Origin of the sequence: Clostridium tepidiprofundi DSM 19306 (genome assembly GCF_001594005.1) — a bacterium.
Lineage (GTDB): Bacteria > Bacillota > Clostridia > Clostridiales > Clostridiaceae > Clostridium_AC > Clostridium_AC tepidiprofundi.
Window position 1 is genome coordinate 24,771 of sequence record NZ_LTBA01000003.1, and the last position, 25,292, is coordinate 50,062.

Here is a 25,292-nt window from a genome sequence, read left to right on the forward strand (position 1 = left end):
TTCTATGTTATTTATTAAAGCTCTGATGCATTTTGGTAATAAGTTTAAGGATATGCTAGAAGATGTGTCATTTAGTTTAGGTGCTGGCATTGTATCTATAAATTATCCGGTTCTTTCATATCTCGATGATTATTATCTAGAAATATATTGGTAAAGGGAATGGTTAATAACCATTCCCTTTACCAATATACAAAACTTTTGAACCTCTAAAACTACAATATCTATCATCTGTTAATATTTTAATAATTTTAAATTTACCTTTTAATTTTTTCACAAAAACAAGTTCAGATGCAGTCCATTCTTTATTTATATATTTTATATTTGCATTTGCTTCGACAATATAAATTCTCTTTTTAGCATCATAAGTTATATTTTGTATCCACCCCATATTATCTGGAGGATAATTTATTTTATATTCATATTGCTTTTTTAGCTTTTTTATTTGTTTTAAATCATTTATATAATCAGATGAGCTATAATTAAATAGTTGCAAAGCACTATCATATTTTTCTTTTGAGATATTATCATAGTATGTTGATACAATATTTTTAATTTTCTTATTTACATTTGGTTTAACTGATTGTTTTAAAGTAAAATAATGTATACCAACTATAAAAGTCAAAAAACATGTAAATAATGTTAATATTTTTTTTTTCAAAAAGACACCTCTTTTTTACTTTATAGACACTATTATTAATATTGCTTATCTTTCTAGTTCAAAACTACTCATATTAATGATTATTTACAAATACTTGTTACATATTTCAAAAAATAAGTATACATCTCGAACTTATCCCATAAAAACTAGAATTAAACCATTAAAAATGCAACAATTTCAAGCATTTAAATATAATAAAATTTTCTTAAAAATGATATAATATAAGCAGTTATTGATATAAAAAATGTAATTTTGCCATAAATTAGCTATACAAACAATATACCACAAAATAATTAAAATAAAAACATATTCATTAAATCTATACTGAATTTTATTATTTTCATATGACTAACTCAATTTTTATTTAATTTTATATTAAATATCTCCAAACTTCTGTCAAGAATTCCATTTAAATATGCCAGTATAACTCCATAGTTTGTTATTTTAACACCTTTCTCTGTACACATATCTATCCTTGTCTGCATTGTTTTTTTGTTTAACATACATGATCCACAATGAATTACTAAATCATATTCCTCTAAATCATCAGGAAAATCATGCCCTCCCTTAAAGGTATAATTCAAATTAAGTCCTGTATGCTTATTGAGAAGTCTTGGTATTTTTACTCTTCCAATATCTTCATAAGAACAATTATGTGTACAGCTTTCAGATATCAATATTTTTGAATTTTCATTTAGCTCTTTTATTTTCTCGACACCTTCAACTAAAGTTTTTAAATCACCCTTATACCTTGCAAAAAGTGTTGAAAAACCTGTTAATTTGATGTTTTTAGGAACAATTTCGCTTACTCTTTTAAATGCTTGTGAATCTGTAACAACTAAATCAACATCTTTTATATCTTCTAAAGCTGACGCAAGTTCTGTATCTCTCACAACATAACTCTTTATACCATGATCCAAACTATCTCTTATAAGTTGTACCTGTGGAAGTATTATTCTTCCTTTAGGTGCTTCTGAATCTATTGGTACAACCATAATTATTTTACTGTTGTACGGAAGCAAATCGCCTATTATAGTTTCTTCCTCTTCTTCTTGTTTTATCCTCTTTATTAATTCATCTTTAAGTTTTAGTATATTTTCTTCTTTGGCTGCTGATACAAACAGAGCATCTTTAAATCTTTGCTTTAACTCCTGTATCCTCACATCTGATACTGTATCTATTTTATTAATAACCGTCATGTATGGAATATTATATTTCTTAAAATTCCTTATCGATTCATTATATTTTTCAATATCTATATCATTAATATCCATTACATACATAGCAAAATCCGTTCTTTGAAGTATCTTGAGACTTCTTTTTACTCTCAATTCTCCCAATTCACCAGTATCACCAAGACCTGCTGTATCAATAAAAACTACTGGTCCTAAAGGAATCAATTCCATAGGCTTATTAACTGGATCGGTTGTTGTACCTTTAACATGAGAAACCAATGATACTTCTTGACCTATTATCGCATTTAAGAGAGATGATTTACCTGCATTTGTCTTACCATATATAGCAATATGAACTCTATTTGCACTTGGTGTATTATTCAACTTTATCACCTTCCTTAAAAATTACAAGTATAAATCTCTTTCTCCTTTTCTCATTCTCTCAAAATTATTTAATACCAAATTTCTAATATCTTCTCTCTCTATCTTATTTGCCTCTTCAAAAACAAATTTTTCTCCCTTTTGGCGTAACTCATCATCTGCATAGTCTAATATATATTCCCAAAGTGTCATTAATGCATTCGGTGTACAAACATTATGAATTTGACCTGATTTTGCTAAACTCATAAATCTGTCTCCCGTTCTACCCTTTCTATAGCAAGCTGTACAATAACTTGGAATATATTTTTCATCAATTAATTCCTTTAATATTTCTAATGGACTTCTATGATCAGCTATATCGAATTGATCAATACTTCTACCTTGCTCATGTTCTTTATACCCACCTACACCAGTACATGAGCCAGCACTTATTTGAGATATTCCATATTTGATTAGTTCTCTTCTAATTTCTTTGCTTTCTCTAGTAGATAAAATCATTCCGGTAAATGGAACTGCCAAACGTATGATTGCAACTAATTTTTTAAATTCTTCATCAGTAACCATATGAGGAAACATATCCAAATCCATGCCTTCAGCTTTTTTAAGTCTTGGAACAGAAATTGTATGAAAACCAACTCCAAATCTTTCTTCAAGATGCTCATTATGCAGCATTAGTGCTAGAACTTCAAACTTATAATCATACAATCCAAATAAAACGCCTCCACCAACATCATCTATGCCACCTTCCATAGCTCTATCAAATGCTGTTAAATGATACTCATAATTTCCTTTTAAACATTTTGGGTGCATTTTTTCATATGTTGGCTTATGATAAGTTTCTTGAAATAAAATATAAGTTCCTATCTGTGCAGCTTTTAATTTTCTATAATTTTCAACTGTAGTTGCAGCAATATTAACATTTATTCTTCTTATAGCACCATTATCATTTTGAGTACTGTAAATTGCATCTATTGCATCTAATATATATTCTATTGGGCAGTTAACAGGATCTTCCCCAGCCTCTAATGCCAATCTCTTATGACCCATTTTTTCTAAAATCTTTACTTCTTGCTGTATTTCTTCTCTTGTTAGTTTTCTTCTGTTGAACTCATTGCATCTCTTATATCCACAATATGCGCAATTATTTACACAGTAATTACTAACATATAGAGGCGCAAAAACAACTAATCTATTTCCATATATAGATTTTTTAATATCTCCTGCAATCTTAAATATTTCTTTTAACTGCTCCTCTTCTTCAGCTTGAAGAAGTACAGCAATATCCTTATGAGATAATCCCTTGTGCTCTCTTGCTTTTTCTAATACTCTTTGAATATCCTCTCTTGATGCATTTTTACTTTCTTCTAATAAATTTTCAATATACTCATGATTTATAAACATATTATTATACCCTCCAATTATTTTAAGATTAAATCATTTCCTTTTCCAATTTAAATTGTCTCCTCTTGATAAATCAAGGACAAAACCAGCTTTATTGATTCTATTTTCAATACATTTTCTGCACTGTGCCGACTCATCACCCGTGCATATTTTGCCATCATAGAGAGAATATTTTTCTCTAACCGAAACAGGCGATAAATTTGGCATAACAACATTTGCTCCCGCTTTTAATCCCTTTTCCCGTCCCAATGGATCTATAGTTCCTAATGCAGTAGTCGCAGGCAAAAGCACATACGGTAAAAATAATCTAGTTAAAGCAAGCATTATAATTGTATTATAAGTAGTGCCTCTTTCCTTATCAGCAAGTGGAGTATCTTTATGTGGAATAAACGGTCCTATACCAACCATTTCAGGTTCAAGTTCTTTTAAAAACATAAAATCCTTAACAAATGTTTCATTCGATTGCCCCGGTAACCCCACCATAAATCCTGCTCCAACTTGATAACCAATTTCTTTTAAATTCCACAAACATTGAATTCTGTTTTCAAAACTAGCATTAGGATGAAGTTTTTCATATAATTCCTTTGAAGCAGTTTCATGCCTTAATAAGTATCTATCAGCACCTGCATCGTAAAACTTTTTATATGAATCATATGACTTTTCACCTATTGAAAGCGTTACAGCTGAATAAGGAAATTTTCTCTTTATTTCTGTAATAATTTCAACAATTTTATCATCAGTATAAAATTCATCTTCTCCACCTTGAAGCACAAAAGTTTTGTAACCAAGCCTATCTCCTTCTTTACATACCTCTAAAATCTCATCAATAGACAACCTGTATCTGTCTGCTTTTTTGTTGGCGGCTCTTATACCACAGTAAACACAATTTCTTTTACAATAATTTGTAAATTCAATTAACCCTCTCATAAATACTCTATTACCATAAGTTTTTAACATAGTTTCATGTGCTTTTTCGATGAGATATGTTGCATCATTTTCATTCAAATTGTATAATAATTCTAACAATTCAATTTCATCAATATAATTTTCTTTATATAGCTTATTAATTAATTTTCTCATTCTTTAGTTCCACCTATATATTTTTCTATATATCTTTATATGTCTTTCTTAGAAATAGACGTTTTAACTGATACATGATTAATATTCCCAAGTTTACCTGTCAGACTGTTTATTTCATTTAAATCTCCAATAATAGTAATGGATATTACCGATATACCTAAATCCTCAAAAGGTATTCCCATTCTCCCTTTTATCAATCCCTTAAAGTTTGCTACTACTTCATTAAATTCTTTCTGAGCTTTCTCTGGTTCCTCTAGTATCGCACTTATAACAGCTATTTTTTTCATATCATTCCTCCTTGAAATGCATTATATTTTCTCAAAATATATTTAAATATGTTTTGATATAAGTAAAATTCAATCTAAATAAACATATAAATAAGCATATAAATATACATATAAACAAACATCTAAATAAACATATAGCAAATATTCAATGCAAATAAAAAAGACTTTTCCTCGAAAGAAAAGTCGAATTAAGCACAGTAATACTCCAAAACACCTTTAAATAGGCATAACACATCTACTCACAGCCACTTTATTCACTTCCCTTTCAGATTAGATTTCTCTTTTCTGTTAGGCACACGCTGCACACACATATTCAATTTTAACATAATTATCAATATATCACTGAACAAATACCTCAAGACTACTCTCAAGACATTTGAACCTCGATATTATTTTAACAACCATTACCCACAAAGTCAAGAGCATACCCCAGGGGTGCAAAATTTGGTAATTACGATTAAACTAATGAACCGTCCCCTTATTTTCCTTACAATATTTTCAATAAAAAAATACAGTTCATTGAATCCATTACATTATGAACTGTATTTTTATCTTCTAAGCTATTTATTCCCCAATAGCTCCATTTAATAATGTTTTAATTTTTGGACTCTACCATCCATTCTTTTTAGCTTCTTCACCACTTTTATTTGTACCAGGCTTTTCAATAGTGGTATTAAAACTATTCTTTGCATATTGATTATGAGATTTAGTTCCATTTTGCAGATAGTTTTCCTTGGTATATTCTCTCTTATTATGTTTTTTCATTCTGTACCTCCTATACTTATTGAGCAGTTAGTACCCAATTATAGTATGTGGAATTTTTTATTTTTAAAACACCACTTGTTGCGTGTTTTTTGGTATAATGTACTGGTGTTATGAACATTTATCGATTTTACAAGACTCCCACTTCTATAAGTGGGAGATTGAATCTTTTGCTTCAGGTGGAGTAGAGTCTCCACGTGAAGTCTCTATGTTTTGCTTTAGCAAAACGAGTTCACTTTTTAGCACACTGGAGGTAGTAAAGATAACCTATGAAATATAAATTAAACAACACTTTTTTAAATAGTATTTTGAGAAAAATAAAAAAGGAAATAGTTTTTTCATTATCGTTCTTATTAGCCATAGTAACTTCTATTATAAATTCTCCTAAGATTAGCTATATTGATTTTAAAGTTTTATTTTCATTATTCAATCTTATGATAGTAGTAGCCGCATTTAATGATTTAAAAATACTGGACATGCTTGCAATAAAGATACTTAATAAATTTAATAATTCGAGGAGAATTTCTTTAATATTAATATTATTAACATTTTTCAGTGCAATGCTTATTACTAATGATGTAGCACTCATTACATTTGTACCTTTGACATTGATAACTTGTGAAAAAGCACAATTCAACCCTGTATATACTATAATTTTCCAAACAATAGCTGCAAATATAGGAAGTAGTTTAACTCCAATGGGTAACCCTCAAAATTTATTTTTGTTTTCCTATTTCAACATTAAACCCATTGAATTTTTTAAAGTTATGTTGCCTTTTGTGACGCTAGGTTTACTTTGGCTTATTGTATTAAATAGAAAAGTTAAAAATGAAAATTTAATATTTTTACTAGAAAATTTATATATTAAAAACAAAATACAAGCCATAGTATTCTCATTGCTTTTCATATTAATTATTTTATCGGTATTTAATATAATTAATTATAAATTGATTTCAATGATAACAATAACAATCACTTTAATTTTTAATAAAGATTTAATCAAAAAAGCAGATTACTTTTTACTTTTAACATTTATATGTTTCTTTATATTCATAGGAAATGTATCAAGCATGCATGTTGTTAAGTCCTTTATGGGCAGTATTTTAAATCATAAAGGTAGTACATACTTTTCTTCAATTTTGTTAAGTCAAATTATTAGTAATGTACCATGTTCTATTTTATTAGCTGGATTTACCCAAAAATGGAATGAACTATTACTAGGTGTGAATATAGGAGGTATGGGAACTATTATAGCTTCATTAGCAAGTTTAATCTCTTATAAGTTATATATTAATAGTGCCAATGATGTTTCTTCAAAAAAGTACTTATTATTATTTCATATTTACAATATTGCAAGTCTTGTATTATTTACCATAATTTGCACCCCAGGGGTAATCCCCTGAGGATATTATTCATTTATGCTCTTAAAACCTTCTCCTAGAACTTCATAAATATTATTTACTTTAACAAAAGAATCACAGTCAACTGATTTTATATACCGTTTTAATCTTATAAATTCTTTTTTACTTACTACAGTATCTAAAATATCAAATTTATTGTCTGTATAAGCTCCCTTTGCCTTATATAAAGTTACTCCTCTTTCAAGTTCGTTAATAATAAAATCTTTTATAATATCTTGTTTTGAACTTATGATTACAACCTCTTTACGATCATTAAAGCTAATAATTAGCTTGTCAATTAATAATCCATTTATAATTACAGCCAACAAAGCATACATACCCTTTGTTACACCAAAACACATACCTGCTAATATTGTTGACACCAAATCGATAATAAGAAGTGACTTTCCTATTTCTATATGAGTATACTTATTCAATATTTTTGCAAGTATATCCGTGCCACCTGTAGAAGCATTTACATTAAAAATAATTCCCATTCCTACACCTTGAATCAAAATTCCAATTATTAAATCCAGTAATACATCATTTGTTAAAGGTTTAAATTTGGGAAATGCCATCTCAAGCAGCATCATATACCCTGAAAGTGAAAAACTAGAATATATCGTTTTAGCACCAAAACTTGGCCCTATAACTATAAATGCTATAACAAATAATATAATATTCATCATTATCATCAAAAGACCAACTGGCAAAAAAGGCAAAAATTTATTTATTACAAGCCCAAATCCATACACCCCACCTGCAGCAATGCTATGTGGTTCTAGAAAGAAAAAAAGTCCTGCAGCAGTTAAAAATGACCCCAAAGTAATGATGATAAAATCTTTAATACTGTTCTTCATAAACAAACCGTTGCCAAAACCTTATAAAACTCTATAAAGCTTGTTTAATTCCCTGTTCAACCTATCCCATTTTACCGAAGCTACTTTGGTTTGATATAATAGTCCGAGGGCTTAAATTCGGATACAACGAATCCTACATATACAAGTTTACTTTTAAGTGTAACTACTTGTATTCACTAACATTTGCTTGGTTTTCGCTAACTACCACCCTCATGGTTCTACCCAATGGTTATATCACTTTCGCAATATACGGGATTCACAATAGCTAACTCCATTATATCACAAATTTAGCACTTGTATCCTTAACAATTTTTTAGATAGTTTTATAGACTTTTATAATAATTCTGCAACAGTCTACCTCCCTCCCAATAAATTTAATCATTCAAATTTTAACAATAGATATATATGTTTGTTCAGAAGACAGTAAGTAAAAATCCCTTGGATAGCAAAACCAAGGGAGCAAATATACCATCGAAAAATGAAAAAATCATATTTGCGTAACACCCCCTCTATCGACCGTAGAGAAATAAAGCGCTGAATTTTTAGGCAGGTCTTCTGACTTAGATTCATCATCTTTATACTCCTTCCCAGTTTTTAAATGAAAACCAGTGGCAAAATGTATAAAGGCTCCTCAACACAGCGGCGGGACCGTACAGGATTCTAACCTGTTTCCCTTTTAAATTAATGAGAATACCCCATTAATACCTAAAAATTGCAAATTAACTAAACGGTTATTAAGTTTTCTAATTCAATTCTAACATAATAGTTTACTTAAAGCTAGATCAGTAAATTTAATTAGCAAAATGAACTCATTTTGCTAAAGCAAAATATCGTGTCTGCATGTTGAACTTCTACTCCACATAAAGCAAAAGCTTAGATTTTCCACTTATAAAAATGGAGGTCTTATAAAACTGCTCAAATATACAATGTATAATATATTAAGATACTATGCAAAAAAAATTTAATTCATTCATACGATATTCACAAGTTATTTATATAATGTTCTCATAGAAAACAAAAACAAAAAGGAGATGTATTAATATGAAAATAAAAAAATCAATGTCAAAAGTCGTTAGTGGTGTGATTGCTGGTGGAGTACTAGCCGGTGGAATATTAATATCTATAACTAATATAGCTAGTGCAAGTCCTGTTACAAATAATGCTGCTAATAACATGAGAAATAGCAGAATGTCAATGAATTTTAAAGCACCTATGAATAGAACACAATTTCAAAATACTATGTTCAGACACATGAATGGTATTCTAGAAGACGTACTTTCAGATCAAGTAAAAGCAGGCATTATAACACAAGATGAAAGCAATAAAGTTCTTGAGTATATGAAAAATAGAACAACTGAAATGAGAAACAACTTCAATCACAGAAGAAATCAAGGGAAAACAAACTTACTTGATGAAATAGTTTCTGAAGGAATTTTAACACAAGAAAAAGCAAATGCTATTAAAGATAAAATGCATGAAATAATGGAAAAAGACAGAACTGAACAGTTCAACGAAAGATTAAATGCATTAATTGAAAATGGCACTATAAAAAAGCAAAATGCTGATAAACTACAAGAAGTATTCAATACTTTAGCTAAAGAAAGAAAAGCTAACTTCGAAAAAATGAAAAACATGACAAAAGAAGAACGTAGGAATTATTTAGAAAACATTAGACAGCAACATAGAGATATGCTCGATAAATTAGTGGAGGATGGTACTTTATCTCAAAAAGATTTAGATGCTTTTAGAAGTATATATTCGAAAAGAAATGGCAACAAAGGCATGAATAGAGGTATGCATAGGGGTATGAGATCAGGATTTAATAACTTAAATGGAACAAATAATTAGTATCAAAATAATTTTGTTTTAGTATCAATATAATTTTGTTAATGAAATATTTTCCTAAATGATTTAAAATATAAATGTAGATTACTATTAAAGCTCTGTAGCATTAAGCATCAGAGCTTTTTTGAAATATATGTTAATATTTAACTATAAGTACTTGTGCTATTACTCCAAATTTATACTTATCAAGTTATAAAATTCATATTTTCTCTAGGGAATTATACGATTTTAAGAACTTTGCAAGTACAATCTATTTAATATTCAGCCATAGGCTGAACAAATTTACTGAATATAGCAAATAAATTTACTGAATATAGCATAGAGGCGGTGAAATAGAATGAAAATATTAGTCATAGAAGATGAAGAAAATGTTTTAGAAGTCGTAGAAGCATATTTAAAAAAAGAAAAATTTCAAGTATATACCTCATCTAATGGTGCATTGGGGCTTGAACTATTTTTTAAGCACAATCCTGATTTTATAGTACTTGATCTTATGTTACCCGATATTAGTGGAGAAGAAATTTGCAAGAGAATTCGAAAGCAATCAAATGTCCCTATATTGATGCTTACAGCTAAGAGCTCAGTAGATGACAGAATTATAGGGCTTTCTATTGGTGCTGATGACTACCTTATAAAACCTTTTAGCCCTAGAGAATTAATAATGAGAATAAAAACTATTATGAGAAGAACTTCTACTACCGAACCTTTATCAAGTCAAATTGAATTTAATAATGGTGATCTTAAAATAGATGAATTACAACATAAAGTATATAAAAAAAATAAACTTATTGAATTAACACCTGTGCAATATAAATTATTGATGTTTTTTATAAGAAATCCTAAAAAAGTATTCAGTAGAGATGAACTTATAGAGCATGTATTAGGAAGTGATTTTGATGGATATGATCGCACTATAGATGCACATATTAAGAACATAAGAAGAAAAATTGAAGATGATCCTAAACATCCTAAATATATAATAACAGTTTTTGGATTTGGATATAAATTTGAAGGTGAATAGCTATGAAAATGAACAAAAAAATAAAATTAAGTACAAAAATGAGCTTATATTTTGGATTTACAGCCATATTACTAACCATAATGTTTTTTGTTATGACTCATATTATGATAGACTTCTCTTTTAATGAGTATAGACAAGAAAATGAAAATGCTCAAGTATTAAAAGTTGTTGAATATATAGAAAATATATATGAAAACAATAAAAACATAACACCTCATGACTTCGAAAATTTAAGACATATGTTCACTCGTGGTGGATATCATATATCAATATATGATGAAAATGGTAATTTTCTGTGGGAAAATGTCAATAAAAAGCAACAGCATATGAAAGGAATGAGTTTAAAACAAAGAAATCACTTTGTAAAAAAGTATCCTATAGAAGTTAATAATACAATAAAAGGATACGTTAGTTTTGAAAGATTTGGATTTCCTCCTTTATCTCAAATAGATAAAAAATTCAAGTCCAATTTATTTAGAGGCTTATTAATTATAGCAGTAGTAGGTGTAATCATTACGATTTTAATAGGTATTATGCTTTCTAAACAAATATCTAAACCAATACTAAAAATAAAAAATACTGCAGACATTCTAAGAAATGGAGAACTTTCTGCTCGTGTGAAAATAAAAACAAATACTAAAGAAATTGAAGATTTGAATAAATCCATAAATTATCTTGCGGAATCTCTAGAAGAACAGGAAACTCTTCGTAAAAGACTAACAGCAGATATATCTCATGAATTAAGAACTCCTTTAAATGTACTTCAAAACCAATTAGAAGCAATAATCGATGGAATATTTGAAGCTTCCCCTAAACGACTAAATATTTGCCATGAAGAAGTAGTTAGATTAACCGATTTGGTGAAAAACATTGAAAAACTCACCACATTAGATAAACCAGAATTTGAATTGGAAAAGGAAAATGTTTCATTAAATAAATTAATAGAATCTGTTATTGAACAGTTTAAACCTGTTTTTAACGAAAAAAATATTCATGTGAACTTCTCTTTCCGCAATGAAGTAACTGCATGTATTGACAAAAATAAAATCAAACAGGTTTTAATCAACATGTTATCAAATTCAAACAAATTTACAAACAAAAATGGTTATATAAACATATCCTTATCAGAAAAAGGAACAATCGCAATTGTTAAAATACAAGATAATGGTATAGGTATAGATGAATATGATTTACCTCATATTTTTGAACGCTTTTATAGAGCTGAAAATTCTAGAAATAGAAAAACTGGCGGAACAGGACTTGGACTTTCTATCGTAAGAGGTATTATTGAAGCTCATAAAGGTAACATATATGTTACTAGCAAAAAAAATGAAGGTACTACCTTCACATTAGAAATACCTACGAGTGTATCTTAATAAAAAACACGAATAGATAAACAGCTTTCTTCAAACATTTTTAATTCAAATTATTTTACCAAATATTCCTTAATGAGTTCTCTAGCTATATAGGCTGCTTTTCCTCCACCTACTCCACCATCTTCTACAATAACTGCAAAAGCTATTTTAGGATTGTTATATGGTGCAAATCCAACAAACCATGAATGTGGAGGTTCAACAACATTTGGAATATCATCATGCTCTGCAGTACCTGTTTTACCACACACTTCTATACCTTTAACATTCGCAGTTTTACCCGTACCTTCTTTGACAACATCGCTCATATATCCCCTTACTATGGCTGCATTTTGTGGTGTTGTAACCCTATCAACTCTTCCAGGAATCATTGATTTTATTATCTTACCATTATTATCAAATACAGTTCTGACAAGCATAGGCTTCATCATTACACCATCATTAGCAATTGAAGCTGCAACCAAAGCCATTTCAATAGGAGTTGCAAGTATCTTTCCTTGTCCAATAGCACTTTGAGCTATATCACCATTACCTGAACTCTGAAGTTTAGGGAATCTGCTGTTATCTATAATAATACCATCTGCAGGAATATCCTTATTGAAATAAAATTTTTCTGCTGTTTCTTCCAATTTTTTGCCACCTAATTTAACTCCTAATGAGCCAAAAACAACATTACTTGAATGAACAAATGCATCCTTTAATTTTATTTTGCCCAATACTTCTCCATTGTAATTTTTTAATGATTCCTTGCTATTAAAAACCAACTTACCCGTATCATCAAATACTTCATTTTGAATCCCTTTTATATTTTCGAGTGCACATACAGTCGTTATAATTTTAAAAGTGGAACCAGGTGCATACATACCCGAAACAGCTCTATTTAGAAGTGGAAAATTTTTATCTTTTCTTAATTTATCCCAATCTTTTCTTAAATTATTAGGATCATATGAAGGCTTTGAAACCAAAGCTAGTATTTCACCAGTTTTAGGATTTAGAACCACTACAGCACCTTTATTATTTCCTAATAAATTAAATGCTTTATTTTGAAGCTTTATATCCAATGTGGTTTGAATATTCAATCCTACTCTACTATTGTATTTTTTTTCAAAGCCAAATAGCCCCTTTCTCTTACCCATAAGCTCCTTGTCATATAATTTTTGAAGCCCCGTCAATCCATAAATAGAATCCATATACCCTAAAACATGAGCACAAGTTTCCCCTTCCATATATTCTAATTGTTGATCCTTATTTTTAATACCCTTACTTTTTACTAAAACATTCATATTTCTATCAAATATAGAACCCCTCAGCACTTGCTTCCTATCAGTCCACAACCTATTATTATACACACTTAATGCTATGTTTTCTCCTCTAAATACAAATATATATATTATATAAGACATTAAACATACAAAACACACTAAAAAAATAGTCATTACTTTTTTAATGTTATTAGAAATATCTTCCATTTTATATACCTTCCTCTGATATTTTTTGTACTATACCTAATGAAAAATAGGTTATTACAAGTGAACTTCCTCCATAACTCACCAATGGAAGTGTAATACCAGTAAGAGGAACCGCACCAGTTACCCCTCCTATTATTACAAGTGCTTGAGAAGCTATCATAGTACTATATCCTACTGCTAAGAGTCTAGAAAAATTATCTTTTGCTGACACAGCTGCTCTCATTAATCTATAAAACAACAAGAAATATAATATTATTACTGCAATACCTACTAATATGCCAAATTCCTCACAAATAGCTGCATATATAAAATCAGTTGTTACAACTGGTACAAGCCAAGGTTTCCCTAGACCAAGCCCAGCACCAGATAATCCACCCGAAACAATTGCAATCAATGATTGAACAATCTGACTTCCTTGTGCATAAGCATATTTCCAAGGGTCTAACCATATTTCAATTCTTATTCTAACATGAGAAAACATGCAATAACTTATTACACTCCCAATTGCAAACAGAATAATACATGTAATAACATATTTAAATTTTGATGTGGCTATATACAACATAGTAACCGATATTGCAAATAATATTAAAGCAGAACCTAAATCCTTTTGAAGTACCATAAATCCTAAACACACCATCACTACCAAAGCTGGTTCAATCAATGATTTATAGCTTTCGTGAATATCATATTTTTTCAAATACTTATCGAATACATTATCAAATATCGAAAATTTTCTACTTTGTTTTTGAGTTCCATAATCTTCTAATACCGATGCCAAATATGCTATCAATGTTATTTTACCAAACTCTGATGGCTGAAAACTGAATGCCCCAATCCTTATCCAATTCTTTGCCCCTCCTATTTCCTGACCTAAAAAAGTTCCCAATGCCATTAATAAAACAGTTACTATTAAATACAAATACTTATATCTATTAAATGCCTTTAAATCCGATACAACAATTACTATTATTATGAATATAGCATTACCTAACGTATACCATAAAGTTTGTTTTATGGCTAATAATTGATTCAATCTGTATAATTCAACAATTCCAATAATGTTGAGTATACTCGAAAACACCAATATGTATTTATCACCATCTGGGAAAAATCTCTTTATTATGATATACGAATATGATATAATCACACACATCACAATTCCAAGTATTAATGCACTTCTATCTATAATATTACCCACTATTGATACATTGAAAAAGCACATAATACACAAAAGATAAGTAAAAACAAGTAATTTTCTTTCATCTTTAATGTCATTCATAATTTCACTCCCATTTCGCCCTTCTACCCTATAACTTTAAACAATGCCGTCCCAATTTTAATTTCATCACCATTCTTCAATATTGTTTTTAATATCCTTTTGTCATTGACAAATGTACCATTAGTACTCTTGTTATCTTCAATAATATAATCAGCATTCTTTAGATAAATTTTAGCATGAAAAGCAGAAACATATCGATCATTTAATACCAAAATGTTATTTTCATTTCTTCCAATAGTTAATTCGTTAGTTACAGGAATCAATGCACCATTACGCAATATTGAATTATCACCTTTTTTAATTATCTCTAATCCAATAGTCCTGTTTATCCTTTTTCCTATATTTCTTATATCTTTATACATTATTCTTAATGCAAAAAATATAATCAAATATATAATGACTATGATAGCAAATTTTAATACAAGTCCCAAATTTGCTAATTCCATTCAATCACCTCTTTAATATAAAATAAGGCTAGCATACAATACTAGTCTTACATTATTATATCATTTTTTTCAAATATTGTCCTGTATAAGAATTTATGTTTTTAGCAACTTTTTCGGGTGTACCACTACAAACAATAGTACCACCATTTTCTCCACCCTCTGGACCTAAATCTATTATATAATCTGCACTTTTAATCACATCAAGATTATGTTCAATTACGATTACTGTATTTCCATTATCAACTAATTTTTGAAGTATGCTTATCAGCTTATTAACATCATCAATGTGAAGACCCGTCGTCGGTTCATCCAGTATATATAATGTTTTACCAGTACTTCTCTTTGATAACTCATATGCCAACTTAATTCTCTGAGCTTCTCCACCCGAAAGCTGAGTAGATGGCTGCCCTAATCTTATATATCCAAGACCTACATCCATAAGAACTTGAAGTTTATTCTTTATTCTTGGCAAATTTTCAAAGAAATATAATGCTTCCTCAACAGTCATATTTAAAACATCATCAATATTTTTACCCTTGTATTTAACTTCAAGAGTTTCTCTATTATACCTCTTTCCCTTACAAACCTCACATGGAACATATACGTCAGATAAAAATTGCATTTCTATTTTTATTATACCATCACCTCTACAAGCCTCACATCTACCACCTTTAACATTAAAGCTAAATCTTCCCGGCTTGTATCCCCTAACTCTTGCCTCTGGTGTTGTGGCAAATACTTCCCTTATTATATCAAAAACACCTGTATATGTTGCAGGATTTGACCTCGGTGTCCTTCCTATTGGACTTTGATCTATGTCAACTATTTTGTCAATGTTTTCATATCCAACTATGTCTTTATGTTTTCCTGGAAGTTTTCTACTCTTTTTAATCTTAGCACATAATCCTTTATAAAGAATTTCATTTACCAATGTGCTCTTTCCTGAACCCGATACGCCTGTAACACACGTAAATACTCCGAGTGGAAAATCGACATCAATATTCTTAAGGTTGTTTTGTTTAGCACCCCTAATAGTTATTTTATTACCATTACATTTTCGCCTCTTATTTGGAATTTTTATACATTTATCTCCTCTTAGATACTGACCCGTGATAGACTCTTTAGAATTCATAATATACTTCAAATCACCTGCTGCAACAATTTCACCACCATGTTCACCTGCTCTTGGTCCAATATCAACAATAAAATCAGCTTCACGTATAGTATCTTCATCATGCTCTACAACAATTACAGTATTTCCTATATCACGTAGATTCTTTAATGTAGCAATCAATTTATCATTATCTCTTTGATGAAGCCCAATACTAGGTTCATCAAGTATATATAATACTCCAACAAGACTAGAACCTATTTGCGTTGCCAATCTAATCCTCTGTGCCTCTCCACCTGATAATGTACCTGCAGAACGCATTAACGTTAAATAGTCCAATCCAACATTTATAAGAAATTTGAGTCTACTCTTAATCTCCTTTAAAATCTGTTCGGCTATTACTGTATTTTTTTCTGATAATTTAATAGAATTTATAAATTCAAGCTCATCTCTTATTGACATCGAACAAAATTCAAATATATTTTTTCCACCAACTGTTACAGCTAATGCTTCTGGCTTCAGTCTTGCCCCCTTACACTTTGGACATACATTATCGCTCATAAATTCCTCAATCATCTTCTTAATATAGTCTGAATTCGTTTCAAAATACCTTCTTCTTAGATTATTGATTATGCCCTCATACTTGTGATTAAATACTCCCGTTTTGAAATCTTTTACAAATTCTACTTTTATTCTTCCTCCTCTTAATCCATATAATAAAATATCAACAATATCAGGCTTTAAATCCTTTATAGGAGTATCTAAGCTGAAATCATATTCTTTACTAAGTGCTTTAAGCACTGCAAATGTCCATGCATCTTCTTTTAAACTTCCTTCACCGATTGCAGCTATCGCCCCTTCTTTTATACTCTTGTTTTTATCAGGAATAACTAAATCCTCATCTATTTCCATAAGCTTTCCTAAACCATCACATTTATCACATTTACCATAAGGTGTATTAAATGAAAAAGTTCTTGGAGCAATCTCTCCTATACTTATTCCACAATGTGGACATGAAAAATTTTCACTAAATAATATGTCTTCTTTACCAATTATATTGACTATTGCAAGACCTTCTGCAAATTTTAATGCCATTTCTAAAGATTCAGATAGTCTGCTTTCTATACCCTCTTTTACTATTATTCTATCTACAATAACTTCAATTGTATGTTTCTTATTTTTATTTAATTTTAATTCATCCTCTTGTAAATCATATATTTGTCCATCTATTCTCGCTCTAACATATCCATTTTTCATTATATTTTCTATTACTTTGGTATGTTCCCCTTTTTTACCTCTTATTATTGGAGAAAGAATCTGTATCTTAGTTCTTTCCGGAAGCTGCATAATTCTATCGACCATTTGATCAACAGTTTGCTTTTCAATTTCTCTGCCACATTTAGGACAATGGGGAATACCCACCTTTGCATAAAGCAATCTTAAATAATCATAAATCTCAGTTACAGTTCCTACTGTAGAACGTGGATTTCTGCTAGTCGTTTTTTGGTCTATTGAAATTGCTGGAGACAATCCTTCAATGTATTCCACATCAGGCTTATTCATTTGTCCTAAAAATTGTCTTGCATATGCCGACAAAGATTCAACATATCTCCTCTGTCCCTCTGCATAAATAGTATCAAATGCTAAAGAAGATTTACCTGACCCCGATAATCCTGTAAAAACAATAAATTTATCTCTTGGAAGCTCTAAATCAATATTTTTTAAATTATGTACTTTAGCTCCCTTAACCACAATCCTATCTTTCATAATATATACCCCACTTTTTAAACACAATTTCTAAACATATACTAGCTGTATTTTCTCTGCTTTTTAAGTTTATAAACTATATCTCTCAATTCAGCTGCTCTTTCAAATTGAAGATCTTTAGCTGCATTCCTCATATCTTTTTCGTATTTTTGTATTAATTTATCTATATCATCATTTGAGGATTCAATAGCTGCCTCGAGAGAACTATATTCAACTTTATCTTCAATAACAACGGTTGCCTCTATTACATCTCTTATACCTTTGAATATTGTTTTAGGTTCAATTCCATGTTCTTTATTATAATCCATTTGAATTTTTCTTCTTCTATTGGTTTCATTTATAGCCTTTTCCATTGCAGGTGTTATACTATCAGCATACATAATTACTCTACTCTTAGAATTCCTCGCCGCCCTACCTATAGTTTGTATAAGTGAAGTTTCTGATCTGAGGAATCCTTGCTTATCTGCATCCAAAATAGCTACAAGTGCAACTTCGGGAATATCCAAGCCCTCTCTTAATAGATTAATCCCCACTAAGACATCAAATTTCCCAAGCCTTAAATCTCTTATTATTTTCATCCTATCTATTGTTTTGATATCAGAATGCATATATTTAGTCTTTATACCCATTTCTTTAAAATAATTGGTCAAATCTTCTGCCATCTTTTTAGTTAAAGTTGTTACCAAAGTTCTATATCCATCTTTAGCAGTATTCTGTATTTCAGAATATAAATCATCTATTTGTCCTTCTATCTTTTTAACAATAATCTCTGGATCTACTAGTCCTGTAGGCCTAATCACTTGCTCTGCAATATTCTGTGAATGGGTATATTCATATTCTCCTGGCGTGGCACTTACAAATATGGTTTGATTTAATTTTTTTTCAAATTCCTCAAATTTCAAAGGTCTATTATCATAAGCACACGGTAATCTAAAACCGTATTCTACTAAATTATTTTTTCTCGATCTATCCCCACCATACATAGCTCTAACCTGAGGAAGTGTTACATGACTTTCATCAACAAATAATATGTAATCCTTTGGGAAATAATCTATTAATGTTTTAGGTGGTGAACCTGGCTTTCTTCCATCAAGTATCCTTGAATAATTTTCTATTCCACTGCAATATCCAACTTCTCTTATCATTTCAATGTCAAAATTAGTCCTCTGCTTCAATCTTTGAGCCTCTAATAAACATCCATTATCTGTAAGCTCTTTTAGCCTACATTCTAGTTCCTCTTCTATTTGCTTTATAGCAATTTCAAGTCTATCCTTTGATGTTGCGAAGTGAGACGCTGGAAATATGGATACGTGTTTTCTGCTGCCTATTATTTTACCTGTTAATACATCAAACTCCCTTATCCTTTCAATTTCATCTCCAAAAAACTCAACTCTAATTCCTATATTTGTTGATGAGGCTGGAAATATATCCAACGTATCTCCCCTTGCCCTAAAAGTTCCTCTAACAAAATTGACATCATTTCTCTCATATTGTATCTCTACAAGCTTTTTAATGACTTCATTTCGTTCCTTTTCCATACCTTGACGTAATGAAACAGTAAGTTTTTTGTATTCATCTGGATTACCTAAACCATATATACAAGAAACAGAAGCGACAACAATAACATCCCTTCTTTCTAATAACGCTGAAGTAGCTGAATGCCTTAGTTTATCAATTTCATCATTGATAGAAGCATCTTTTTCAATATAAGTATCTGTTTGAGGAACATAAGCCTCTGGTTGATAATAATCATAATATGATACAAAATACTCAACACAATTATCAGGAAAAAACTCTCTAAATTCTGAACATAACTGAGCTGCTAATGTCTTATTATGTGCTAATACCAATGTTGGCCTCTGCGTTCTCTCAATTATATTTGCCATGGTAAAAGTTTTACCTGAACCTGTAACTCCTAGTAATGTCTGAAATTTTTTGTTTTCTTTTATTCCATTTACTATACTATCAATTGCCTGTGGTTGATCACCCATAGGTTTAAAATCTGACTTTAAAACAAATCTGTTCAACAAACCCACCCCTTGAACATTAGTTCGGTATTGATATTATTGTATACTTTAATTTTGAATATGTCAATTACTAATTTTTATCATTATTCTTTATTCTATCCAATATATCTTTAAATCTTTCACCATTAATATTAATTTCTTTTACATCATCAGGCATATATCTAGGAACCAAAACCGCTCCTAACTTCTTGTTTGAGGTAATTTTATTAGAACTTACTTCTACGAGTTCACCTGTATGTTTTTTTATTTTAAACCAAACTAAATTAGGAAATTGTTTTATAATATCTCTAACTTCTTTTTCAAATTCTATTTTCTTATCATTTACTTCTACTATTAGGTCACCAGTTTCCATTCCCATTTCATATGCAAGCGAATTAGGTGCTACATCTAAAACCATTATTCCATCTTCTCTGCTTACAAATTTAGCTTCACCATTCAATTCCATAAACATATCAATTCTAATCATTAATTCATGTGCTAATGGTGCAAATATTATTACTGCAATTTTTAAAATAAAATCTATCCTTGCTAACTGAGAAACCAATATCAATACTATTCCATATATCAATATCATACTCCCTGATAAAATTGATTTTTTCCGTTTCGTTTTTGTAAATGTAATACTTCTGTATCCTATAACTGCATAGATAGGTAGAAAGTATAACATTGAGCTTTTAAGTATATTAAAATTTATTGTACCCTTTATAAGTGGCCACCAATTTGGAATATTTATTGAACTGTATGAATTAAAAGTAACTGTAGTACTATTATTTATCATTATAAATATAGCAATGGGTAGTGCCCAATATCTTTTTAGTATAAAACCACCTATAATACTATCATTTCTATTTGCAATAACAGGTATAGAACCCCTGCTTCCATCTCCAATAACAAGCAATCCTTCAACTATATGTAATACACCTACTAAACTCATTAGTGAAACAATATTGATATCAAATAAGCTTAAAGGAGATATTTGAAACAAATCTGAAACTACTCTATTTATTATCGTCATAATTCCTAAAACTGCTCCAGAATAAGAGAAACAAATAAATCTAGAATTAAAATTCATTAAAATAATAGAAATAATAAACATTAAGTATATTGCAGAATTTCTATAAAAAGAAATTCCTAAGCTAGATAAACACAAGCTTCCAAATGCACCCGCAAGTATACCTAATACAATTTGAGAAATTGTTAATTCTAAAGCAGAATCTATACTATTACCAATAATCATTTTTTGCATCATGGTAACCTTTTTGTTTTTGCGATAAAACACTATCCCTAAAATCAGCAACATAATGGAAAAATTCGGACTTACAACTGCATACGCCACAGTTTTCAAAGTATATAAAAAAATCTCCATACCTATTCTCCTCTCAACTCCTTATACAACAATTAAGTACCTATCAATATTGATAGATACTTAATTTACTCTCTAAAATACTAAAATATTATTTTTTATTCAATTTATCATTAGCAATCTCTAAGGCTTTTTTGAATTGAGGGTCAATCTCCCTATTATAATCCTTATTATATAATTCTTCTGGATACTTTACTTCTACATCCGGCTTAATACCTTTTTTATTTAGATTATCACCACTAGGTGTATAATAATTTGATACAGTCACCTTTAATGCAGTACCATCACCAAATCCATCTATTCTTCTATAAAAAACCGATTGAACTACCCCTTTTCCAAAAGTTTTTGTACCAACTAATGTTGCCCTCTTGTAATCTCTTAAAGCCCCAGACAAAATCTCTGATGAACTAGCAGTACCTTCATCAGTTAATATAACTATTGGTAAATCTGTATATTTACCACCATGTGATTTGTATTCTTTCTTATGATTATATTTATCTACTGTATAAACAACTATATCTCCTTTAGGAATAAAATTTGAAGCTACATCAACACATTGACTAACCAATCCTCCTGGATTTTGTCTTAAATCCAATATCAAGCTCTTCATACCTTCACTATGAAGTTTATCAAGTGCTTTTTTAACATTTGCACCTGTATTCTCATCAAACATGAAAATTTGAAGATATCCTATTTTATCATTAATCATTTCAGCTTTAACAGTATTCAGCTTTATTTCATCTCTAACAATAGATAAATCCATATCCCCTTTGTCTTTCCTGTAAATTGTGATATTAACTTTTTCTCCTTTTTTACCTTTCATCATTGAAACAGCTTTATCTAAATCCTTTCCCGTTACCTCAATTCCATTTACTTTCTTTATAACATCCCCAGACTGTATTCCTGCCTTCTTAGCAGGAGAATCCTCAAAAGGTGCAATAATTACTATTTGATTATCTACTACCCCTACTTGTATTCCTAGTCCAACATAACTTCCTTCTGTTTCAGTAGTCAAATATTCAAATTCTTTCTTATTCATAAAAACAGTATATGGATCATTTAATGAATTCGTCATTCCCTTTATAGCAGCTTCAACTAGTAGGTTTTCATCAATCTTACCATTGTAATATTTCTCTAATTTATCTTTTACGATAAACAATTTTTTAAATTGCTCAATGTCCTTCTCATCATAACTATTAAATATGGAAATATGTTTTCCACTATAAGCACTTCCTTTTGAATCAGCCGTTTCCTTAGGAAGAGCATTTGTTACTAAAAAAGCTGTTAAAGCATTTGTAGCTAACACAAGTAGAACAACAAAAATAATCCATTTAAATTTATTATTTTTTTTATCTCTACTACTGTGATTGTAATTTGTTAATTTTATTTTATCATTGTCTAACATATATTCGCCGCTATATACTGCGGCTTTTCAACTCCTTCCATTGTGTACCTCATGCTAATATTTTAGCATACACAAATTTATACATTATGTACTATATGATGAACATCTATACTTTTAAGAACTTTCTTATTGATACAGTACTTCCAAAAGCTCCTATTATAATCCCTCCAAGTACAAATTCACTCATAATACTGTTTATTATGTATGATGGCGGTACTAATCCTACCATTAGTGTTGCCTGAACAGACCTTAAATAAACAACTCTATATAAATAATACAACGTAATAGATGCTATAAAACTCCCCACAATTCCCATAATAACACCTTCAATAATAAATGGCCATCTAATAAACCAATCAGTAGCACCAACATACTTCATTATACCTATTTCTTTTTTACGAGAATATACTGTTAATTTAATAGTATTCCCTATTAGAAATAAAGAAACGAAAAGCAATACTCCAAAAATACTAAATCCAAACCATTTAATAGTCTTCGTAAAACTTATTATTTTATCCACAATATCTCTTGCATCTTTAACTTTTTCAACACCAGGCAAATCCTTTACGTTTTTAACAACATTAGCAACATATTCTGGCTTCTTTACAGTAACTATATAAGAATTAGGAAATGGATTATCTCCTTCAAACCCTTCTAATAATTCTTGATTTTCAGGTCCAAGCTGTTTTTTTACCTTTTCAAGTGCCTGTGCCTTAGTCTCAAATACTGCCTTTTCAAATCCTTCTGTATTCTTTATTGCCCTTTCCAAATCAGCTTTTTCGCTCATTGTTATATCATCTTTAAGAAATACTTTAACCTCCAATCTTGACCCAATTTCATCAATACCCTTATTTACATTTACAATAACCAACATAAAAATACCCAAAATAAACAATGTTGCAGCAACTGTTGCAATTGATGCTATGCTTAATGTCTTATTTCTCTTTAAACTTTTACATGCATCTACTGCAAAATATTTAAAAGTATTTATTTTCATAATTATATCTACCCCTTTGTTCGTCTCTTGCTATAATACCTTTTTCAATAGCAATTACTCTTTTTTGCATACTATCAACAATATCCTTAGCATGAGTTGCCATAACAATAGTTGTTCCAGCTCTATTGATATCATTTAATAATTCCATAATTTCCATAGACGTATCAGGATCTAAGTTTCCAGTAGGCTCATCTGCAATTAATATAGCTGGATTATTAACAATTGCTCTAGCAATAGCAACTCTTTGCTGCTCACCACCCGAAAGCTCATGGGGAAAAGCCTTATATTTTTTAGATAATCCAACTAATGAAAGAACCATAGGAACCTTTTTTCGAATATCTTTATGTGAAGCCTCAGTAACCCTCATAGAAAAAGCAACATTTTCATATACATTAAGCGATGGTATTAATCTAAAATCTTGAAAAACAACACCTATCTTCCTTCTATAATATGGTATTTTATTTCTTGGAAGCTTGGTTATGTTTATATTATTCACAATCAACTTACCACCATTTGGATCTACTTCTTTTAATAACATCTTAATAAAAGTAGACTTACCAGCTCCACTTGGACCTACTAAAAATACAAATTCGCCCCTATCTATTGTAACAGTTATATTTGAAAGTGCGATTATATTATTATCATATATTTTTGAAATATTCTTAAATTCAATCATACAAAATTCTCCTTATTCTAGTACTTCATTACAAGTTAAGAAAACTCACACCATCATTATAACATATTTTACGTAATCTAGTATTATCAAATAAACATAAATAAACATACAAATAAAAAATATAACCATCATCAAATTGAATTTATAAAAATGTTTTCTCCACTGCTCTTGATAATTTAATTCCCTCATGAAATCAGTTTTAATAAATGCAACTGCACATGATAACAATCCCAATGAAGCCATCCAAGTACCAATATTAAAAATCCATGTAAGAATATTTATAAGAATACTGCCATTATGAGCTCTACTCGATAAAATCCCAACCAAAATGCCTATACTCGCTGGAATAACAAAAATTAGCAGCGATAATTTTAAACATACAAGTAAATCATGTATTTTTTCCTTCATGTTATCCCCTCCATTGCAAAACAAGGTGAAAATCTTTTGATTTTCACCTATCTTAGGCATTTGAAAGAAAATAACAAGTCAAAGATGCGACGTATATT

Annotated in this window: 21 protein-coding genes and 1 riboswitch; of the genes, 4 read left to right on the plus strand and 17 right to left on the minus strand. The window is 29.7% G+C overall.

Going from position 1 to position 25,292, the window contains the following annotated elements:
- Positions 1-163 precede the first annotated feature (163 nt).
- The 6 genes from CLTEP_RS02795 to CLTEP_RS15060 all read right to left on the minus strand — a co-directional run bounded on the left by CLTEP_RS02795 (position 164) and on the right by CLTEP_RS15060 (position 5,747).
- The gene (locus tag CLTEP_RS02795) at positions 164-658 is read right to left on the minus strand and encodes a hypothetical protein (protein ID WP_066822303.1); all 495 of its coding nucleotides are present in this window, start codon (positions 656-658) and stop codon (positions 164-166) included.
- 353 nt (positions 659-1,011) lie between these two features.
- Positions 1,012-2,217, minus strand: coding sequence for a [FeFe] hydrogenase H-cluster maturation GTPase HydF (gene hydF / locus CLTEP_RS02800; RefSeq protein WP_066822305.1), 1,206 nt, complete (start codon positions 2,215-2,217; stop codon positions 1,012-1,014).
- Positions 2,218-2,238: 21 nt separating this feature from the next.
- Positions 2,239-3,615, minus strand: coding sequence for a [FeFe] hydrogenase H-cluster radical SAM maturase HydG (gene hydG, locus CLTEP_RS02805; protein WP_066822309.1), 1,377 nt, complete (start codon positions 3,613-3,615; stop codon positions 2,239-2,241).
- A gap of 33 nt (positions 3,616-3,648) precedes the next feature.
- Entirely contained in the window at positions 3,649-4,695 is a 1,047-nt protein-coding gene (gene hydE / locus CLTEP_RS02810; protein WP_066822311.1) for a [FeFe] hydrogenase H-cluster radical SAM maturase HydE, read from the minus strand.
- A gap of 35 nt (positions 4,696-4,730) precedes the next feature.
- Positions 4,731-4,982 (minus strand): TM1266 family iron-only hydrogenase system putative regulator, encoded by a 252-nt coding sequence (locus CLTEP_RS02815; RefSeq protein ID WP_066822312.1) that lies wholly within the window; start codon positions 4,980-4,982, stop codon positions 4,731-4,733.
- Between the two features lie 609 nt (positions 4,983-5,591).
- The gene (locus CLTEP_RS15060; protein ID WP_169798783.1) at positions 5,592-5,747 is read right to left on the minus strand and encodes a hypothetical protein; all 156 of its coding nucleotides are present in this window, start codon (positions 5,745-5,747) and stop codon (positions 5,592-5,594) included.
- Between the two features lie 266 nt (positions 5,748-6,013).
- On the opposite strand from CLTEP_RS15060, the gene CLTEP_RS02820 reads away from it, so the two are divergent.
- Complete coding sequence (locus CLTEP_RS02820) at positions 6,014-7,147, plus strand: SLC13 family permease (protein WP_066822313.1); 1,134 nt, start codon at positions 6,014-6,016, stop codon at positions 7,145-7,147.
- A gap of 5 nt (positions 7,148-7,152) precedes the next feature.
- On the opposite strand, the gene CLTEP_RS02825 is transcribed toward CLTEP_RS02820, so the two are convergent.
- The gene (locus tag CLTEP_RS02825) at positions 7,153-8,004 is read right to left on the minus strand and encodes a YitT family protein (RefSeq protein ID WP_066822314.1); all 852 of its coding nucleotides are present in this window, start codon (positions 8,002-8,004) and stop codon (positions 7,153-7,155) included.
- Between the two features lie 528 nt (positions 8,005-8,532).
- A riboswitch (cobalamin riboswitch) is annotated at positions 8,533-8,728 on the minus strand.
- 317 nt (positions 8,729-9,045) lie between these two features.
- On the opposite strand from CLTEP_RS02825, the gene CLTEP_RS02830 reads away from it, so the two are divergent.
- The 3 genes from CLTEP_RS02830 to CLTEP_RS02840 all read left to right on the plus strand — a co-directional run bounded on the left by CLTEP_RS02830 (position 9,046) and on the right by CLTEP_RS02840 (position 12,246).
- Positions 9,046-9,852 (plus strand): hypothetical protein, encoded by an 807-nt coding sequence (locus tag CLTEP_RS02830; RefSeq protein ID WP_066822315.1) that lies wholly within the window; start codon positions 9,046-9,048, stop codon positions 9,850-9,852.
- 334 nt (positions 9,853-10,186) lie between these two features.
- The gene (locus CLTEP_RS02835) at positions 10,187-10,870 is read left to right on the plus strand and encodes a response regulator transcription factor (protein WP_066822317.1); all 684 of its coding nucleotides are present in this window, start codon (positions 10,187-10,189) and stop codon (positions 10,868-10,870) included.
- A 2-nt stretch (positions 10,871-10,872) separates the two neighbouring features.
- On the plus strand, positions 10,873-12,246 hold the full coding sequence (locus CLTEP_RS02840) for a sensor histidine kinase (protein ID WP_066822320.1): 1,374 nt from the start codon (positions 10,873-10,875) through the stop codon (positions 12,244-12,246).
- Positions 12,247-12,296: 50 nt separating this feature from the next.
- Here the strand turns inward: CLTEP_RS02840 and CLTEP_RS02845 are convergent, their stop codons facing one another.
- The 10 genes from CLTEP_RS02845 to CLTEP_RS02890 form a co-directional block, all read right to left on the minus strand.
- Complete coding sequence (locus CLTEP_RS02845; protein ID WP_066822323.1) at positions 12,297-13,712, minus strand: peptidoglycan D,D-transpeptidase FtsI family protein; 1,416 nt, start codon at positions 13,710-13,712, stop codon at positions 12,297-12,299.
- A 1-nt stretch (position 13,713) separates the two neighbouring features.
- Complete coding sequence (locus tag CLTEP_RS02850; RefSeq protein WP_066822326.1) at positions 13,714-14,994, minus strand: FtsW/RodA/SpoVE family cell cycle protein; 1,281 nt, start codon at positions 14,992-14,994, stop codon at positions 13,714-13,716.
- Between the two features lie 23 nt (positions 14,995-15,017).
- A complete protein-coding gene (locus CLTEP_RS02855) occupies positions 15,018-15,440 on the minus strand; it encodes an FHA domain-containing protein (protein ID WP_066822329.1) in 423 nt (140 codons plus the stop codon).
- A gap of 55 nt (positions 15,441-15,495) precedes the next feature.
- Positions 15,496-18,318: an excinuclease ABC subunit UvrA gene (uvrA, locus tag CLTEP_RS02860; RefSeq protein WP_066822332.1), complete on the minus strand. Its 2,823-nt coding sequence runs from the start codon at positions 18,316-18,318 to the stop codon at positions 15,496-15,498.
- Between the two features lie 41 nt (positions 18,319-18,359).
- Positions 18,360-20,345: an excinuclease ABC subunit UvrB gene (gene uvrB, locus CLTEP_RS02865; RefSeq protein WP_084364577.1), complete on the minus strand. Its 1,986-nt coding sequence runs from the start codon at positions 20,343-20,345 to the stop codon at positions 18,360-18,362.
- A gap of 70 nt (positions 20,346-20,415) precedes the next feature.
- Complete coding sequence (locus CLTEP_RS02870; RefSeq protein ID WP_066822335.1) at positions 20,416-21,711, minus strand: PDZ domain-containing protein; 1,296 nt, start codon at positions 21,709-21,711, stop codon at positions 20,416-20,418.
- A gap of 88 nt (positions 21,712-21,799) precedes the next feature.
- Positions 21,800-23,113: a S41 family peptidase gene (locus tag CLTEP_RS02875; RefSeq protein WP_066822337.1), complete on the minus strand. Its 1,314-nt coding sequence runs from the start codon at positions 23,111-23,113 to the stop codon at positions 21,800-21,802.
- A 106-nt stretch (positions 23,114-23,219) separates the two neighbouring features.
- Complete coding sequence (ftsX, locus tag CLTEP_RS02880; RefSeq protein ID WP_066822339.1) at positions 23,220-24,110, minus strand: permease-like cell division protein FtsX; 891 nt, start codon at positions 24,108-24,110, stop codon at positions 23,220-23,222.
- Positions 24,091-24,786, minus strand: coding sequence for a cell division ATP-binding protein FtsE (gene ftsE / locus CLTEP_RS02885; RefSeq protein WP_066822341.1), 696 nt, complete (start codon positions 24,784-24,786; stop codon positions 24,091-24,093). The genes ftsX and ftsE overlap by 20 nt, the downstream gene beginning before the upstream one ends.
- 45 nt (positions 24,787-24,831) lie before the next feature.
- Positions 24,832-25,194, minus strand: a complete 363-nt coding sequence (locus CLTEP_RS02890; protein WP_066822345.1) for a hypothetical protein — start codon at positions 25,192-25,194, stop codon at positions 24,832-24,834.
- Positions 25,195-25,292 lie beyond the last annotated feature (98 nt).

Coding starts and splice junctions, on each gene's coding strand:
- CLTEP_RS02835 (WP_066822317.1), top strand. CDS start 10,187: ATGAAAATATTAGTCATAGAAGATGAAGAAAATGTTTTAGAAGTCGTA.
- hydG (WP_066822309.1), bottom strand. CDS start 3,615: ATGTTTATAAATCATGAGTATATTGAAAATTTATTAGAAGAAAGTAAA.
- CLTEP_RS02815 (WP_066822312.1), bottom strand. CDS start 4,982: ATGAAAAAAATAGCTGTTATAAGTGCGATACTAGAGGAACCAGAGAAA.
- CLTEP_RS02840 (WP_066822320.1), top strand. CDS start 10,873: ATGAAAATGAACAAAAAAATAAAATTAAGTACAAAAATGAGCTTATAT.
- CLTEP_RS02820 (WP_066822313.1), top strand. CDS start 6,014: ATGAAATATAAATTAAACAACACTTTTTTAAATAGTATTTTGAGAAAA.
- ftsX (WP_066822339.1), bottom strand. CDS start 24,110: ATGAAAATAAATACTTTTAAATATTTTGCAGTAGATGCATGTAAAAGT.
- CLTEP_RS02845 (WP_066822323.1), bottom strand. CDS start 13,712: ATGGAAGATATTTCTAATAACATTAAAAAAGTAATGACTATTTTTTTA.
- uvrA (WP_066822332.1), bottom strand. CDS start 18,318: ATGAAAGATAGGATTGTGGTTAAGGGAGCTAAAGTACATAATTTAAAA.
- CLTEP_RS02825 (WP_066822314.1), bottom strand. CDS start 8,004: ATGAAGAACAGTATTAAAGATTTTATCATCATTACTTTGGGGTCATTT.
- CLTEP_RS02890 (WP_066822345.1), bottom strand. CDS start 25,194: ATGAAGGAAAAAATACATGATTTACTTGTATGTTTAAAATTATCGCTG.
- hydE (WP_066822311.1), bottom strand. CDS start 4,695: ATGAGAAAATTAATTAATAAGCTATATAAAGAAAATTATATTGATGAA.
- CLTEP_RS02830 (WP_066822315.1), top strand. CDS start 9,046: ATGAAAATAAAAAAATCAATGTCAAAAGTCGTTAGTGGTGTGATTGCT.
- CLTEP_RS15060 (WP_169798783.1), bottom strand. CDS start 5,747: ATGAAAAAACATAATAAGAGAGAATATACCAAGGAAAACTATCTGCAA.
- ftsE (WP_066822341.1), bottom strand. CDS start 24,786: ATGATTGAATTTAAGAATATTTCAAAAATATATGATAATAATATAATC.
- CLTEP_RS02855 (WP_066822329.1), bottom strand. CDS start 15,440: ATGGAATTAGCAAATTTGGGACTTGTATTAAAATTTGCTATCATAGTC.
- CLTEP_RS02850 (WP_066822326.1), bottom strand. CDS start 14,994: ATGAATGACATTAAAGATGAAAGAAAATTACTTGTTTTTACTTATCTT.
- CLTEP_RS02870 (WP_066822335.1), bottom strand. CDS start 21,711: ATGGAGATTTTTTTATATACTTTGAAAACTGTGGCGTATGCAGTTGTA.
- CLTEP_RS02875 (WP_066822337.1), bottom strand. CDS start 23,113: ATGTTAGACAATGATAAAATAAAATTAACAAATTACAATCACAGTAGT.